Source organism: Nocardioides sp. 503, from assembly GCF_004522095.1.
Classification (GTDB): Bacteria; Actinomycetota; Actinomycetes; order Propionibacteriales; family Nocardioidaceae; genus Nocardioides.
Window position 1 is genome coordinate 1 of the sequence record NZ_SPUI01000007.1, and the last position, 14,442, is coordinate 14,442.

The following is a 14,442-nucleotide window of genomic DNA, read 5'->3' on the forward strand; positions in this document are numbered from 1 at the left end:
CACAGCCTGTTGAAGGCCCAGGGTGGTCGTGGGGTGCTGATGGGGGGTGTCGGCGGTGTCGCGAACGCGAAGGTCGTGATCATCGGCGCCGGTGTCTCGGGTCAGAACGCCGCGAACATCGCGCTCGGGATGGGTGCGGACGTGACGTTGCTGGACACCGACCTGGACAAGCTGCGGATGTCGTTCTGGCGTTACCACAACCGGGTCCATGGCCTGGCGTCGTCCAGGCTGGCGGTGGAGCAGCAGGTGATGGAGGCTGACATGGTGATCGGGGCGGTCCTGATCCCGGGTGCTGCGGCGCCGAAGCTGGTCTCGAACGAGCTGGTGTCGCGGATGAAGCCGGGTTCGGTGCTGGTCGACATCGCGGTGGACCAGGGTGGGTGCTTCGAGGACACCCGCGCCACGACGCATGACGACCCGACGTATGAGGTGCACGGGTCGACGTTCTACTGCGTGGCGAACATGCCGGGTGCGGTGCCGAACACCTCGACGTATGCGTTGACGAACGCGACGCTGCCCTACACGGTCAAGCTCGCCGACCACGGCTGGGCCGAGGCGAGCCGTCGTGACCACTCGCTCGCGCTGGGCCTCAACACCCACGCCGGCCAGCTCACCAACGCGCCGGTGGCCGAGGCCGTCGGCATCGACGCCGTGTCCCTCGACTCCGTCCTCGCCCGATGAGCGCCGTGGAGGCACTGCCCGAGTCCCTGGCCGGCAGGACCGTCGCGGTCCTCGGCGGCACCGGACCCCAGGGCCGGGGCCTGGCGCGGCGCTTCGCCGCCGCCGGCCTGAGCGTCGTCATCGGCAGCCGCAGCGAGGAGCGGGCCGCGGAGGCAGCCGCCACCCTCGCCGAGGCGGTCGGCGGTCAGGTGACCGGAGCCGACAACGCGGCGGCGGCGGCCGCCGGCGACATCGTGGTGGTCGCGGTGCCGTGGGAGGGGCACGGCGAGCTCCTGACCGAGCTCGCGTCCGCGCTGGCCGGCAAGGTCGTGGTCGACTGCGTCAACCCGCTGGGCTTCGACAAGCAGGGCGCCTTCGCCCTGGCCGTCGAGGAGGGCTCGGCGGCCCAGCAGGCACAGGCGATCCTGACCGACAGCACGGTGGTGGGCGCCTTCCACAACGTCAGCGCCGTGCTGCTGGAGGACCCCGAGGTCGCGTCCGTCGACACCGACGTCCTCGTCCTGGGCGACGTCCGGGAGGCCACCGACCTGGTCCAGGACCTCGCGGGCACCATCCCCGGTGTCCGGGGCGTGTTCGCCGGCCGCCTCCGCAACGCTCACCAGGTCGAGGCCCTCACCGCCAACCTGATCAGCATGAACCGTCGCTACAAGGCGCACGCCGGGGTGCGGGTCACCGACGTCTGAGCCGGTGAACCGGGCGGGCCTGCTCAGTCGTCGTCGGGCATGGACCCGAAGAGGCGGACCTCCTGGGGCCAGCCGCAGGCCTCGGCGAGCCTGCCCGCCCACAGGTCGGCGGTCGCCTGGTCGGGGACGTCGATGATCGCCAGCCCGCCCAGGACCTCCTTGGTCTCGACGTACGGGCCGTCGGTGATCAGGAGCTCGCCCGAGGTGGCGTCGGCGGTGGAGACCGGCCCGTCCTCCACGAGGCCGCCGGCGAAGATCCAGACGCCGGCGTCCTTCATGTCCTCCACGACCCCTGCCGCGAGCGGCCCGCGCGAGCGGAACCACTCCTCGGTGTGGTCGCCCACCCACTGCTGGTTGAAGTAGATCAGGTACTGCGCCATGAGGACCTCCTGGTCGGTGCGGACCGCCTGTCCGCCGTCACCACTCCTACGAACAGGATGGACGGCATACGACAACCCTGGGCGACGGGCCGAGCGGGCTAGCGCCTCACCCGGATCCGGACCACGGCGGGCGTGGTCTCGACCTTGCCGTTGGCGCCGATCGAGCGGACCCGGAGGACGTGCTTTCCGACCTCGAGCCGCTTCCGGTACGGCGAGGAGCACGCGCGGAACTTCGTGGCGGAGTCGAGGGCGCACTGGAAGCGCCCGCCGGGCTTGCTCGCCCGGAACGCGACGGTGACCTGGCGCCCGCCCCGGACGAGCTTCTTCGCGATGCGTGGCTTCCCGGCCCTCGTCTGGGGCGCGGGGCAGGCGGCGTGGGTCCTCGCCTCCGTCGGGCATCGGTCCTGGCTGACGTCGCCGTAGCCGTCCGCGTCGGCGTCCGGCTCCAGCGTCGCGGCGACGGCGAGCTGGAAGCCGGCGAAGGCGGCGGGATCCGTCGCGGGTCCGGAGGTCAGGTTGCCGGCGACGTAGAGGGCGGTGTCGTCCGGCGAGCCGGTGCCGCGCGCGCAGCGCGAGCTCTCGAGGGGCCCGGCGACGTACAGCCCCAGCATGTCCCCGGCCCGCGCCCGGATCCGCACCGCCCGGGCGACCTTCACCCCGCTCGTCACGGGGACGTCGGCGGAGGCGCCGACCACGGAGTACGTCGTGTCGCTGCCGCTCCCGCTGGCGCGTCCGAGTCGGAAGCCGACCGTGGTGGGGGCGCCGACCGTGGGCGTGCCGAACTGCCAGCCGGTGATGACCCCGTTGCTCGGGACCCGGTAGCGCGACGCGCTCGACCCGGTCTGCAGGTAGGTGTAGCCGGAGTCGCCGTCGCACTGGGCGTTCTCGCCGGCCGGCGAGGCGTCGCCTAGGCCGGTGCCGGCGGCGGTCGCCGGTAGGGACAGGCCGCTGAGCAGCAGGGCGGAGAGGGCGGCGGAGGAGCAGACGAGGGAGCGGAGGCGGGTCACGGCAGGCACGCTACGGCGCGCGCGGGGTCGCCGTTCGGCGTTCACGCAAAGCTGTCGTGGCTCTGCGACCCGGGGGGCCGTGGTACGACTTGGCGAGTGATGGAGCCGTGACCCTGTGGGAGCGCATCGCGCGCGAGACGACCGGTGAGGACTACGCCGCGGCGTACGCACGCCGTTTCCGGGCCCTGGCCGAGCGCGGCCAGGACATCCACGGCGAGGCGGCGCTCGTCAACGCGCTGGTCGAGCCGCCGGCGCGGGTGCTGGACGCCGGGTGCGGCACGGGGCGGATCGCGACACGCCTGCACGAGCAGGGCTACGACGTCGTCGGGGTCGACGTGGACTCCTCCATGCTGCGCGAGGCGCGCGCCGACGCGCCCGAGCTCGACTGGCGCGAGGCCGACCTGGCGACGTTCGACCTCGGGCGGACCTTCGACGTGGTGCTGCTCGCGGGCAACGTCATCCCGCTGCTCGAGCCGGCCACGCTGGCGGCCACGGCCCGCCGTCTCGCGGCGCACGCCGAGCCGGACGGCCTCGTCGTGTGCGGCTTCGGGCTCGACGCCGACCACTTGCCGGGTGACTGCCCGGTCACGCCGCTCGACGACGTCGACGCGGCGTTCGCCGAGGCCGGCCTGGTCCCGCACGAGCGCTTCGCGACGTGGGACGGCGCGCCGTACGACGACGGCGGGTACGTCGTGACCCTGCACCGGAGGCTCGCGTGAGGATTGTCGTGCTCACCGGCGCCGGGATCTCCGCCGAGAGCGGGGTGCCGACGTTCCGCGACGCCGACGGGCTCTGGGAGGGCCACCGCGTCGAGGACGTCGCGACGCCCCAGGCCTACGACGACGCGCCGATCACCGTGCACCGCTTCTACGACGCCCGTCGGGCCGCGCTCGCCGGCGTCGAGCCCAACCCGGCCCACCACGCGCTTGCGCGCCTCGAGCAGGCGCTCGGCGACGACCTGCTCATCGTCACGCAGAACATCGACGACCTCCACGAGCGCGCCGGCTCCACGCGGGTGCTGCACATGCACGGGGAGCTGCTCTCGGCGCTGTGTCGGGCCTGTGGGCAACGGGTGCGCTGGGACGGCGACCTGGTCGACCTCCCGCCGTGCCCGCGCTGCGGGGTGAGCGAGCTGCGGCCCGACGTGGTGTGGTTCGGCGAGGTCCCCCACGAGATGGACCGGATCCTCGACCGCCTCGCCGAGGCCGACCTGTTCGTCTCGATCGGGACGTCGGGTGCGGTCTACCCGGCCGCCGGCTTCGTGCAGGCAGCGGCGTCCTACGGCGCCCGCACCATCGAGCTCAACCTGCAGCGCAGCGAGGGCACCGACTGGTTCCACGAGTCGCGCCACGGGCCTGCCGGGGTGCTGGTGCCCGCCTGGGTCGACGAGCTCCTGGGGTAGGTAGCCTGTCCGCTCCATCGTGGGAGGGCGCGCGCATGTGGGGCAGGCTCGGGTTCTGCGGCGTGCTGCTGCTCGCCGCCGGCTACGCCGGCGACCAGGCCAACGGCGACGACCGGCTCGAGGCGTTCGAGCGCTTGCGCGACGGCGCCGGGGTGCAGGTCGAGGGGCGGGTCACGGGCACCCACGAGGTGCAGCGCCGGCAGAAGACCGGTCGCCGCAGCGCGACCACCCGCACCGTGACGTGCCCGGTCTACACCTACGCCGACGCCTCGGGCGCCGAGCGCGAGCACCGCGAGCGCTACGCCTGCAAGGGCGTCGAGGTGGGGGACGCCGCGCCCCTGGTCTACGACCCGGACTCAGCGTTCGAGGCCTACATCGACAGCGACGAGACGGCCGACCGGCTCGAGAGCAACGCCCGGATGCCCTTCTGGCTCACGCTGGGCGGCGCCGTCCTGCTGCCGCTCTCGGTCGTCGGCGGCGTGCGTCGGGCCGTACGTCGCCGCCGGGCCCGCGCCGCGCCCGTCCCGAGTCCTCCGGGGCACGCCAGCGCAGGCTGACCTTGGTTGCGGCCCACCCCGGTGGCTCGCGACGATGAGTCCATGAGCACCGCGGCCGGGATCGAGGTCGGCCCCCACGAGGGCGAGCCGCACGAGGAGTCCTCGCGCAGCCGGCTCAACTGGCTGCGCGCCGGCGTCCTCGGCGCCAACGACGGCATCGTGTCGACCGCCGGCATCGTGATGGGCGTCGCCGGTGCCACCACCGACCGCAGCGCGATCATGATCGCGGGCGTCGCCGGGCTCGTCGCGGGCGCGATGAGCATGGCGGCCGGTGAGTACGTCTCGGTCAGCACCCAGCGCGACTCCGAGCTGGCCCTGCTCGACAAGGAGCGCCGCGAGCTGCGCGACGACCCCCAGGACGAGCTGGCCGAGCTCGCCGGCCTCTACGTCGACAAGGGCCTCAGCGAGGAGCTCGCGCTCGAGGTGGCGCGGCAGCTGACGGCGTACGACGCCCTCGGCGCCCACGCCGAGGCCGAGCTCGGCATCGACCCCGACGACATCACCAGCGCCTGGAACGCCGCCCTCGCCTCGATGGTCAGCTTCACGCTGGGGGCGCTGCTGCCGCTGCTGACCATCCTGCTCGTCGCCCAGGACGCCCGGGTCGGGGTCACCGTCGGGGCGGTGACGGTCGCGCTCGCGCTGGCCGGCTGGACCAGCGCCCGCCTCGGCTACGGCCCGGCGGGGCGGGCCGTGGCGCGCAACGTGGCCGGTGGTCTGTTCGCGATGGGGGTCACGTACCTGATCGGCTCGCTCCTCGGCACGCACGTCTGACTAGGCTCCTCGGATGGGGCAACGCATGTTCGTGGCCGTCGTGCCACCGCTGGTCGTGACCGAGCACCTCGACGCGTTCCTGGAGCCCCGGCGCGAGGCGGCCGCTTTCCGCTGGGCGCCGTTCGACCAGCTGCACCTGACGCTGGCCTTCCTCGAGTCCGTGCCGGACCGCCGGCTCGACGACCTCGTGGAGCGCTTGGGGTCCGCCGCCGCACGCCGTACGCCCTTCGCGACGCGGGTGACCGGCGGCGGCGCCTTCCCCGACGTCGCCCGCGCCCGGGTCCTCTACGCCGGGCTGGAGCTCGACGCCGACGAGAGCAGCTCGCTCGAGCGGCTCGCCGCGGGCACCCGCACCGCCGCGGCGACGTCCGGCATCGAGATCGACGGCCGCCGCTTCCGCCCCCACGTGACCGTCGCCCGCATCGGCCGCCCCACCGAGGCGAGCAGCTGGGTGCGGCTGCTCGACTCCTACGAGGGCCCGACCTTCACCGTCGACCAGGTCGCCCTCATCGCCTCCCACCTCGGCGAGGGCCCGCGCCGCCGGCCGCGCTACGAGCTCGTCGAGACGTTCCCGCTGGGGCGCTGAGCGGCCGCAGTTTCACCAAGGTATGCACCTGGAGCGTCACTTCCCTCGGGTTGCAACCCCCGGGAAGTGACGGTCGGCCTGCATACCTTGGGGAAACTGCCCTACGCGGCCCACCGCACCGACTCGTGGATCAGGTCCGCCATCGCGACGACGCCGCCGAGGTCGGTGCGCCGCTCGAGGAGCACGTTGACGCCGCTCCAGTGGCGCAGGGTCGCGTCGTGGCGGCGGACGGCGCGCGCGATGGCGTCGTCGGTCACCTGCTCGGGGGTGCTGGCGTGGGTGTCCATGGTCGGCTCCTGTCGGTTCGGCTTAGTGGAGTAACCATATCAACTTAAACCAACTAAGACGACGAGACGCCCGGCAGCGACGGGACCAGCCCCTGCACCAGGTCGTACGTCGCCGGGTCGGCCGCGGCGATGAGCCCGCGCGGCTCCGGTTCCTGGGGCCGGTAGGCCGCGCCGCCGAACGTGCCGACGTGGCCCCCCGTCTCGCTCAGCAGCAGTGACCCGGGCGCGTGGTCCCACGGCTTCGTGCCGGCGTAGAGCGCGTAGTCCGCGCCGCCCTCGACGAGCTGCGGGTAGTCCACGCCGCAGCACACCCACGTCAGGTCGAGAGCCTGCAGCGTGCCGAGCGCCCGCCCGATCCAGGTACGGCGTGAGGTCACCCCGCGCACGGCGTCACGCAGCGGTGGGCGGACCAGCCGCTCGCCGTTGCGCCAGGCGCCGGCGCCGCGCTCGGCGACGTAGGCCACCTCGTGCTGCGGCTGCCAGATCCAGCTGCGCACGACGTCACCGCCCCGCAGCTCGGCGACCATGACCGCGTGGTCGGGGGAGCCGGCGACGAAGTTCTTGGTGCCGTCGACCGGGTCGACGGTGAACGCGTGCTCCGCGGCGCCGTAGCGCTCCAGCACCGAGGCGTCGGCGGCGGTGGCCTCCTCGCCGAGCACGACCGCGTCGGGGTAGGCGCGCTCGAGAGCGTCGGTGATCAGCACCTCGGCCTCGCGGTCGGCGACGGTGACCAGGTCGCCAGGTCCCTTGTGCGAGATCTCGGCACTCGCGAGGGCGCGGAAGCGAGGGTTGATCACCTCGGCTGCCACGTCCTTGAGCAGGGTCAGGACGGCGTCGGTCTCCACCCTGCGAACCTACCCAGGCCGGGTGAACGCCCGGCCAACGCGGTGCCGGTCAGGAAGGCAGCGCCCGGACGATGTCCTCCACGCGGTCCTTGGCGTCGCCGAACAGCATCCGGGAGTTCTCCTTGAAGAAGAGCGGGTTCTGCACGCCGGCGTAGCCGGTCGCCATCGAGCGCTTGAAGACGATCACGTCGCGCGCGTGCCAGACCTCGAGCACGGGCATGCCCGCGATCGGCGAGCCGGGCTCGTCGAGGGCGGCGGGGTTGACGGTGTCGTTGGCCCCGATGACCAGCACCACGTCGGTCGACGCGAAGTCCGCGTTGATCTCGTCCATCTCCAGGACGATGTCGTAGGGCACGCGGGCCTCGGCGAGCAGCACGTTCATGTGCCCCGGCAGCCGGCCGGCGACCGGGTGGATCCCGAAGCGGACGTCGACGCCGCGCGCCCGCAGCCTCGCGGTGAGCTCGGCCACGGGGTACTGCGCCTGCGCGACCGCCATGCCGTAGCCGGGCGTGATCACCACCGACGTGGCGTCGGCCAGCAGCTCGGCGGCCTCGGCGGCCTGGATCTCGCGGTGCTCGCCGTAGTCGCGGGCCTCGCCGCTCACGGCGCCGTCGGAGCCGAAGCCGCCGGCGATGACCGAGATGAACGAGCGGTTCATCGCCTTGCACATGATGTAGGACAGGATCGCGCCGGAGGACCCCACGAGGGAGCCGGTGATGATGAGCAGGTCGTTGTCGAGCAGGAAGCCCGCCGCGGCCGCCGCCCAGCCCGAGTAGCTGTTGAGCATCGAGACGACCACCGGCATGTCGCCGCCGCCGATCGCGGCGACCAGGTGGAAGCCGAGCGCCAGCGCCAGCGCGGTCATCAGCAGCAGCGGGACGATGCCGTGGTCGTGGTCGTTCATGAACCACACCAGCAGCGCGACCGACAGCACGATGATCGCCAGGTTGAGCAGGTGCCGGCCCGGCAGCGCGAGCGGCGTCGACTTCATCTTCGCGCTCAGCTTGAGGTTGGCCACGATCGAGCCGGTGAACGTCACCGCGCCGATGAAGACACCGATGAACACCTCGACCTCGTGGATCGTGCCGAGCGACCCGATGGTGGGTGCCTCGGGGTCGAGGAAGGAGTTGATGCCGACGAGCACGGCGGCCAGGCCCACGAAGCTGTGCAGGATCGCGACCAGCTCCGGCATCCCGGTCATCTGGACGGTGCGCGCGCGCCACGCGCCGATGGCCGCGCCGATCAGCATCGCCACCACGATCACGCCGAGCGTCGAGCCCAGCCCGCGCCAGTGGTCGAGCGGGTCGGGCAGCTCGGCGCGGCGCGCGGCCAGCAGCAGGGTGGCGACGAGGGCGAGGCCCATGCCGACCATGCCCGCAAGGTTGCCGCGCTTGGCGGTCTCGTGCCGGGACAGGCCGGCCAGGGCGGCGATGAACAGCACGGCCGCGATGATGTACGCCGCCTGCACCAGCCCCGGCAGCTTGTCCGAGGTCAGGAAGTCACTCATGTCAGTCCTTCCTGAACATCTCGAGCATCCGCAGCGTCACGAGGAACCCGCCGAAGATGTTGATGCTCGCCACGAGCACGGCCGCGGTCGCCAGGACCGCGATGGCCGGGTTGGTCGAGCCGACCTGGAGGATGCCGCCGACCAGGATGATCCCGCTGATCGCGTTGGTCTCGCTCATGAGCGGGGTGTGCAGCGCGTGCGCCACGTTGGAGATCACGTAGTAGCCCACGAAGACCGCGAGCACGAAGACCGTGAAGTGGTTGAGGAACGGCCCCGGCGCGTACGCCGCCAGCACGGCGAACAGCACGGCGCCGAGCGCCGCGGCGTAGACCTTGCGGCGCGGGTCGGGCGGCGGCTTCGGCGCCACCGGCTCGGCCGCGACCACCGGCGCGGCCGCGGGCGCCGCCGAGACCTGCACGGGCGGTGGCGGCCACAGCAGCTCGCCGCCGTGAGTGACGGTGATCCCGCGCTGCACGACGTCGTCGAGGTCGAGGACCAGCTGGCCGTCCTTGGCGGGGGTGAGCAGCTTGAAGAGGTTGACCACGTTGGTGCCGTAGAGCTGCGAGGTCTGCGCGGCCAGGCGGCCGGCGAGGTCGGTGTAGCCCAGGATCGTGACCAGGTTGTCGGTGACGACCCTCTCGTCGGCGCGGGTCAGCTCGCAGTTGCCGCCGTTGGCCGCGGCCATGTCGACGATGACGCTGCCGTTGGCCATGCCGGCGACCGTGTCGGCCGTGACGAGCACGGGGGCCGGGCGACCGGGGATCAGCGCAGTGGTGATGACGATGTCGGCGTTGCGCGCCTCCTCGTCGTACATCGCCGCGGTGGCGGCCACCTGCTCGGCGGTCATCTCCTTGGCGTAGCCGTCGGAGCTGACCTCCTGCTCCATGTCGACGGTGACGAACTGCGCGCCCATGGACTCGACCTGCTCGGCGACCTCGGGGCGCACGTCGAAGGCGCGCACGACGGCGCCCATCGCCCCGGCGGCGCCGATCGCCGCGAGGCCGGCGACCCCGGCGCCGACGACGAAGACCCGGGCGGGCGGGACCTTGCCGGCGGCGGTGACCTGGCCGGTGAACTGGCGGCCGAAGACGTGGGCGGCCTCGATCACCGCGCGGTAGCCCGCGACGTTGGCCATCGACGACAGCACGTCCATCGACTGCGCGCGCGAGATGCGCGGGACCGCGTCCATGGCCAGGGCCGTGACCCCGGCCTGGTGCAGCCGCTCGACGAGCTCGGGGCTGCGCGCCGGCGCCATCAGCGACACGACCGTCGCCTGCGGGCGCAGCGTCCGGATCTCGGCGGGCGTGGGGGCGTTGACCTTGACGACGACGTCGCTCTCCCACACCTCGTCGGCCGGGACGACGGTGACACCGGCCTCGGCGTAGGCGGCGTCCGGCTGGTCGGCCAGGAGCCCCGCGCCGGACTCGACGACGACCTCGTAGCCGAGCCCGATCAGCTGGGACGCGGTCTTCGGGGTGGCGGCGACGAGGGTCTCGCCGGCCTTGGACTCGCGCGGGATGCCGATGCGCACGGCTGCCTCCTGTGGGGTTGAACCGCAGGTCAACCTACACAGCAGGGCATGTGACCTGGGCCACTGCCCAGGGCGGCCCGATCGCCGGCTCGATCGCCGGCCCGAAGGGGCGTCGGGTCAGTGGGCGAGGCCGTAGAGCCGGTCGCCGGCGTCGCCGAGTCCCGGGACGATGTAGCCCTTCTCGTTGAGCCGCTCGTCCATGGCCGCGGTGACCACGGTGACGGGCACGTCGAGGCCGGTGAGCTCCTCCTCGAGGCGCGCGCAGCCCTCCGGTGCGGCGAGGAGGCAGATGGCGGTGATGTGGTCGGCGCCGCGGTCGGTGAGGAAGCGGATCGCCGCCGCCAGCGTGCCGCCCGTGGCGAGCATCGGGTCCAGCACGTAGCACTGGCGGCCCGAGAGGTCCTCCGGCAGCCGCTCGGCGTACGTCGACGCCTCGAGCGTCTCCTCGTTGCGCATCATGCCGAGGAAGCCGACCTCGGCCGTCGGCAGCAGCCGCATCATGCCGTCGAGCATCCCGAGCCCGGCGCGCAGGATCGGGACGACCAGCGGCTTGGGGGTGGCCAGCTTGACGCCGGTCATGGGCGACACCGGGGTCACGATGTCGTGCGGGTCGACGCGCACGTCGCGGGTGGCCTCGTAGGCCAGGAGCGTCACCAGCTCGTCGGTGAGGCTGCGGAACGTCGGCGAGTCGGTGCTCACGTCGCGCAGCGTCGTGAGCTTGTGGGCGACGAGCGGGTGGTCGACGACGTGGGTACGCATGCGCAAACCGTAGTGGAACCCGGGGGGAACAGGGTTGGCCGTCACCGCCGGGCGTGCCACTCTGGACGCGTCCGGTGCACGACCGGCGCGAGCGAGCGGAGGAGCAGCGGTGTCCGAGACCTCCGACGGCGTCGACTTCGCCCTGGCCGCCTACCGCGAGGAGGGGGCCTGGACCGTGCACGAGCTGGCCCACGACACCCTCGTCGACGTCGAGACGCTGGCCCACGCGCTGCGCCGGTTCCCCGGCGACCACGGCGCGGTCGGGCTGGTCGCCGTCGACGAGGACTTCTTCGTCCTCGTGCGCGTGGCCGGCCCCCAGACGCGCGTCCTGCTCTCCGACATCACCGCCGCCGACGAGTGGGAGCTGGCCGCCTCCGCGGTCGACTTCCTCCACCTGCCGCCGCCCGAGGACGACGACGAGCAGGCGCCGGCCGGCGACCTCGACCTCCTGGGCGACCTCGGCGTGCCCGCCATGGACCTGGCGATCCTGCTCGACGACGTCGACAGCTACCCCGACGAGATCCTCTCGGACGTCGCCCGCCGGCTGGGCTTCGGCGAGCAGTTCGACGACGCGGTCGGCCTCACCTCCGCGTGAGCGGCCCCGCCCGGTGGCGCGAGCCCATGCTGGCCGCCCTGGAGCAGGCGCGCGCCGCGCTCGCGACCGGTGACGTCCCGATCGGCGCGGTCGTCCTGGCGGCCGACGGCACCGTCGTCGCGACCGGGCGCAACGTGCGCGAGGCCGAGGGCGACCCCACCGGCCACGCGGAGATCGTCGCCCTGCGCGCGGCTGCGGCAGCCCGGGGGGAGTGGCGCCTGGACGGCTGCACGCTCGTCGTCACCCTCGAGCCCTGCACGATGTGCGCCGGCGCCGCCGTGCTGAGCCGGGTCGACCGGGTGGTCTTCGGCGCCTACGACGACAAGGCCGGCGCGGTGGGCAGCCTGTGGGACGTGGTGCGCGACCGGCGGCTCAACCACCGGCCCGAGGTGGTGTCCGGAGTGCTGGCCGCCGAGTCGGCCGAGCTGCTCGCCGCGTTCTTTTCGCACCAGCGCACTACAGATTCATCCCATTAGGGGGACGTGTTCACCCGAGCAGGGTTAGGCTTCTGCTCGTGTCGATCCGAGCCGGTCTGGGAGTCCTCGCCACGCTGGCGGCGGCCACCGTGGCGTCGGTGGCGTCCGTCGCCCCCGCCCACGCCGACTCCACCGTGACCGTCCGCGGCACCGCCTTCCCGGACGCCCGCGCCCAGCTCGGTTTCGTCGGCTGCGGCTCGCTCTTCGCGCGCACCGCGGAGCCCGTGCAGCCCCGCATCGGCCGCGCCCCCGGGCTCGCCCCGGCCGGCCAGCGCAGCCTCGGCTTCGACCTCGCCGGCGGCAACGCCATGGGCGGGCTGTTCTCCGTCGCCTCCGTCACCCGCACCGTCACGGCCGGCATGACCGTCCACGCCCCCGTCGGCGCGACCGGGGTGGCCTACGCCGGCTACCGCTCGCCCGCCGACGCCGGCACCAGCCTGGCGTGGTTCGGCCGGGCCACGGTGACCGCGGCCGCGGGCATCTGGCAGAACGTCGACGCCACGCTGCTGTCCTACGTCTGGACCCAGTACGACCTCGCCACCGGCCGGGTCGTCACCCCCGCGTCCACCGCGCCGGCCACGACCGTGCGGACCTTCGCGGCCGCCCACGGCGGCGACGGCCCCGGCCTCTTCACGGTCGGCTTCGGCTGTGACGGCCAGCCGTTCAGCATGGACGCGCTGCGCTCCGGCACCGCCGGCGACGTCACGACGTACGACGTCGAGGGGCTCGCCACCTCCACCGAGATGGTCGGCGACCGCACCACCGTCGAGGCCGGTGAGAGCGTCGAGCTCCACGGCGTCCTCAACGTCGAGGGCGGGGTCGTCCCCCACGCCACGCTGCTCCTCGAGGAGCTGCCCGCGGGCGCGCAGCGCTGGACGACGGTCGCCGTCGTCGACGCCGACGACGCCCACGTGACGGTGACGCCCACGACCCGCACGTCCTACCGCTGGCGCTTCGTCGACCGGCCGCTCGCCGAGGCCAGCGAGTCGCTCACCTACGTCGTCGACGTCGCCGCACCCGCCGCGCAGACCCCGGCTCCGGCCCCGTCCGCGACGCCGACCCCGCGCAGCACCCCGTCGCCGAAGCCCGCGCCCGCCCCCAAGCCGACGCCCACGCCTGCGGCGCCCTCGGTGACGCCGACCCCGTCGTCGGCGCCGTCCGCCACGCCCCCCACGCCGTCCGTGACGGCGACGCCGGGCGCCACGCCCGCCTCCGACTAGCTCGGGCGACCAGCTCGGGCGCCAGCCCTGGGGGCTAGCTCTGGGTGGAGCGGCGGGCCACCAGGTCCGGCGTGAAGGTGATCTGCTGGTGCCGGTGCGCCGGGTTGGTCGCCTCGTCCAGCAGCAGCTCGGCGGCGGCCCGCCCGAGGCTCGTGCGCGGCTGGCGCACCGACGTCAGCGGCACGGCGGCGGCGGCCGCGAAGTCGATGTCGTCGAAGCCGACGATCGCCAGGTCCTCGGGGACCCGCTGCCCGGCCTGGGTGACGTGCTGGAGGAGCCCCAACGCGACCAGGTCGTTGGCGCAGAACGCCGCGGTCGGCCGGTTGCGCGAGGGGAGCCCGGCCAGCCGCTCCCCGGCCTCGCGGCCGTCGGCGAAGGTGAGTCCCGGGGTGGTGATCGTGACCAGCGCGTCCTCGCCCAGCCCGGCGTCGCGGCAGGCCTCGAGCGCACCCTGGTGGCGGTCCCGGACCTGTCCGATCGCAGTGGGCCCGCCGACGAAGGCGATCCGGCGGTGCCCCTGGTCCACGAGGTGCTCGACCGCGAGGCGCCCGCCGGCGACGTCGTCGGCCGCCGCCGAGCAGAAGCTGTCGTCGTCGCGCGTCCGGTCGACGATCACGAGGGGGGTGTGCCGCGCGATCTCGTCGAGCAGCGCCGAGGACGCGTCGACCGGCGTGAGCAGGATGCCCTGCACCCGTTGCTGCTGGAGGTTGCGCAGGTAGGCCGCCTCGCGCCGGGGGTCGTTGTCGGTGTTGCAGAGGAAGAGCGACAGGTCGGAGTCGGCGGTCGCGCGGTCGATGCCGCGCGCCACGTCGGTGAAGAACGGGTTGCTGACGTCGAGCATCACGTAGCCGATGACCCGGCTCTGCCCTGCGCGCAGCTGGCGGGCGGACTCGTTGCGCACGAAGCCGAGCTCGAGCATGGCCGCCTGCACCTTGGCCCGGGTGGCGGGGCTGACCCGGTCGGGGCGGTTGAGCACGTTGGAGACGGTGCCCAGGGACACGCCCGCGGCGGCGGCCACGTCGACCACGGAGGCGTCACGGCTCCCTGGCTGGACCACGCGCACCGCACCCCTCTCCTCACCAGCCCGAACGCCGCCACCCTACGGCAGCCCGTGGGCCACCGAAGTGAAACCTTTTCAACCTGGTGCCGGGCTCG

Annotated in this window: 18 protein-coding genes; 10 read left to right on the top strand and 8 right to left on the bottom strand. The window is 73.5% G+C overall.

From position 1 onward, the window contains the following. The coding region (locus E4622_RS18535) for an NAD(P)-dependent oxidoreductase (protein ID WP_209022016.1) at positions 1-681 on the top strand (681 nt) is incomplete at its 5' end. Continuing rightward, positions 678-1,364: an NADPH-dependent F420 reductase gene (npdG, locus tag E4622_RS18540; protein WP_134741747.1), complete on the top strand. Its 687-nt coding sequence runs from the start codon at positions 678-680 to the stop codon at positions 1,362-1,364. The genes E4622_RS18535 and npdG, both read left to right, overlap by 4 nt. Before the next feature lie 23 nt (positions 1,365-1,387). Here npdG and E4622_RS18545 read toward each other — a convergent pair whose 3' ends face one another. Beyond that, on the bottom strand, positions 1,388-1,744 hold the full coding sequence (locus tag E4622_RS18545; protein ID WP_134741748.1) for a YciI family protein: 357 nt from the start codon (positions 1,742-1,744) through the stop codon (positions 1,388-1,390). Positions 1,745-1,842: 98 nt separating this feature from the next. After that, positions 1,843-2,751, bottom strand: a complete 909-nt coding sequence (locus E4622_RS18550; protein WP_134741749.1) for a hypothetical protein — start codon at positions 2,749-2,751, stop codon at positions 1,843-1,845. Between the two features lie 107 nt (positions 2,752-2,858). On the opposite strand from E4622_RS18550, the gene E4622_RS18555 reads away from it, so the two are divergent. From E4622_RS18555 to thpR, 5 genes are read left to right on the top strand one after another with little or no spacing between them, the layout of a single operon-like run. Then, the gene (locus E4622_RS18555) at positions 2,859-3,470 is read left to right on the top strand and encodes a class I SAM-dependent methyltransferase (RefSeq protein WP_134741750.1); all 612 of its coding nucleotides are present in this window, start codon (positions 2,859-2,861) and stop codon (positions 3,468-3,470) included. Continuing rightward, a complete protein-coding gene (locus tag E4622_RS18560) occupies positions 3,467-4,153 on the top strand; it encodes an NAD-dependent deacylase (RefSeq protein WP_209022017.1) in 687 nt (228 codons plus the stop codon). Before E4622_RS18555 ends, E4622_RS18560 begins: the two co-directional genes overlap by 4 nt. A 35-nt stretch (positions 4,154-4,188) precedes the next feature. Beyond that, the gene (locus E4622_RS18565) at positions 4,189-4,710 is read left to right on the top strand and encodes a DUF3592 domain-containing protein (protein WP_134741752.1); all 522 of its coding nucleotides are present in this window, start codon (positions 4,189-4,191) and stop codon (positions 4,708-4,710) included. Between the two features lie 42 nt (positions 4,711-4,752). Next, positions 4,753-5,481: a VIT family protein gene (locus tag E4622_RS18570; protein WP_134741753.1), complete on the top strand. Its 729-nt coding sequence runs from the start codon at positions 4,753-4,755 to the stop codon at positions 5,479-5,481. A gap of 13 nt (positions 5,482-5,494) precedes the next feature. Next, positions 5,495-6,067: an RNA 2',3'-cyclic phosphodiesterase gene (gene thpR / locus E4622_RS18575; RefSeq protein WP_134741754.1), complete on the top strand. Its 573-nt coding sequence runs from the start codon at positions 5,495-5,497 to the stop codon at positions 6,065-6,067. A gap of 101 nt (positions 6,068-6,168) precedes the next feature. Here the strand turns inward: thpR and E4622_RS18580 are convergent, their stop codons facing one another. The 5 genes from E4622_RS18580 to upp form a co-directional block, all read right to left on the bottom strand. Continuing rightward, on the bottom strand, positions 6,169-6,354 hold the full coding sequence (locus tag E4622_RS18580) for a hypothetical protein (protein WP_134741755.1): 186 nt from the start codon (positions 6,352-6,354) through the stop codon (positions 6,169-6,171). Positions 6,355-6,407: 53 nt separating this feature from the next. Continuing rightward, on the bottom strand, positions 6,408-7,199 hold the full coding sequence (locus E4622_RS18585) for an inositol monophosphatase (protein WP_134741756.1): 792 nt from the start codon (positions 7,197-7,199) through the stop codon (positions 6,408-6,410). A 49-nt stretch (positions 7,200-7,248) separates the two neighbouring features. Continuing rightward, positions 7,249-8,706, bottom strand: a complete 1,458-nt coding sequence (gene pntB / locus E4622_RS18590; protein WP_134741757.1) for a Re/Si-specific NAD(P)(+) transhydrogenase subunit beta — start codon at positions 8,704-8,706, stop codon at positions 7,249-7,251. A 1-nt stretch (position 8,707) separates the two neighbouring features. Continuing rightward, the gene (locus E4622_RS18595; RefSeq protein WP_134741758.1) at positions 8,708-10,237 is read right to left on the bottom strand and encodes a Re/Si-specific NAD(P)(+) transhydrogenase subunit alpha; all 1,530 of its coding nucleotides are present in this window, start codon (positions 10,235-10,237) and stop codon (positions 8,708-8,710) included. A 117-nt stretch (positions 10,238-10,354) separates the two neighbouring features. Continuing rightward, positions 10,355-10,996 (bottom strand): uracil phosphoribosyltransferase, encoded by a 642-nt coding sequence (gene upp / locus E4622_RS18600; RefSeq protein WP_134741759.1) that lies wholly within the window; start codon positions 10,994-10,996, stop codon positions 10,355-10,357. Positions 10,997-11,105: 109 nt separating this feature from the next. Between upp and E4622_RS18605 the strand changes: the two genes are divergently transcribed. Genes E4622_RS18605 through E4622_RS18615 form a run of 3 tightly spaced genes read left to right on the top strand, consistent with a single transcriptional unit; the run spans position 11,106 to position 13,287 of the window. Further along, on the top strand, positions 11,106-11,591 hold the full coding sequence (locus E4622_RS18605) for a tRNA adenosine deaminase-associated protein (RefSeq protein WP_134741760.1): 486 nt from the start codon (positions 11,106-11,108) through the stop codon (positions 11,589-11,591). A 26-nt stretch (positions 11,592-11,617) separates the two neighbouring features. Then, on the top strand, positions 11,618-12,067 hold the full coding sequence (locus E4622_RS18610) for a nucleoside deaminase (protein ID WP_134741768.1): 450 nt from the start codon (positions 11,618-11,620) through the stop codon (positions 12,065-12,067). A 38-nt stretch (positions 12,068-12,105) separates the two neighbouring features. After that, entirely contained in the window at positions 12,106-13,287 is a 1,182-nt protein-coding gene (locus tag E4622_RS18615; RefSeq protein ID WP_134741761.1) for a hypothetical protein, read from the top strand. Between the two features lie 34 nt (positions 13,288-13,321). Here E4622_RS18615 and E4622_RS18620 read toward each other — a convergent pair whose 3' ends face one another. After that, complete coding sequence (locus E4622_RS18620; RefSeq protein WP_134741762.1) at positions 13,322-14,350, bottom strand: LacI family DNA-binding transcriptional regulator; 1,029 nt, start codon at positions 14,348-14,350, stop codon at positions 13,322-13,324. Positions 14,351-14,442 lie beyond the last annotated feature (92 nt).

Coding starts and splice junctions, on each gene's coding strand:
- E4622_RS18545 (WP_134741748.1), bottom strand. CDS start 1,744: ATGGCGCAGTACCTGATCTACTTCAACCAGCAGTGGGTGGGCGACCAC.
- E4622_RS18610 (WP_134741768.1), top strand. CDS start 11,618: ATGCTGGCCGCCCTGGAGCAGGCGCGCGCCGCGCTCGCGACCGGTGAC.
- upp (WP_134741759.1), bottom strand. CDS start 10,996: ATGCGTACCCACGTCGTCGACCACCCGCTCGTCGCCCACAAGCTCACG.
- E4622_RS18580 (WP_134741755.1), bottom strand. CDS start 6,354: ATGGACACCCACGCCAGCACCCCCGAGCAGGTGACCGACGACGCCATC.
- E4622_RS18570 (WP_134741753.1), top strand. CDS start 4,753: ATGAGCACCGCGGCCGGGATCGAGGTCGGCCCCCACGAGGGCGAGCCG.
- npdG (WP_134741747.1), top strand. CDS start 678: ATGAGCGCCGTGGAGGCACTGCCCGAGTCCCTGGCCGGCAGGACCGTC.
- pntB (WP_134741757.1), bottom strand. CDS start 8,706: ATGAGTGACTTCCTGACCTCGGACAAGCTGCCGGGGCTGGTGCAGGCG.
- thpR (WP_134741754.1), top strand. CDS start 5,495: ATGGGGCAACGCATGTTCGTGGCCGTCGTGCCACCGCTGGTCGTGACC.
- E4622_RS18565 (WP_134741752.1), top strand. CDS start 4,189: ATGTGGGGCAGGCTCGGGTTCTGCGGCGTGCTGCTGCTCGCCGCCGGC.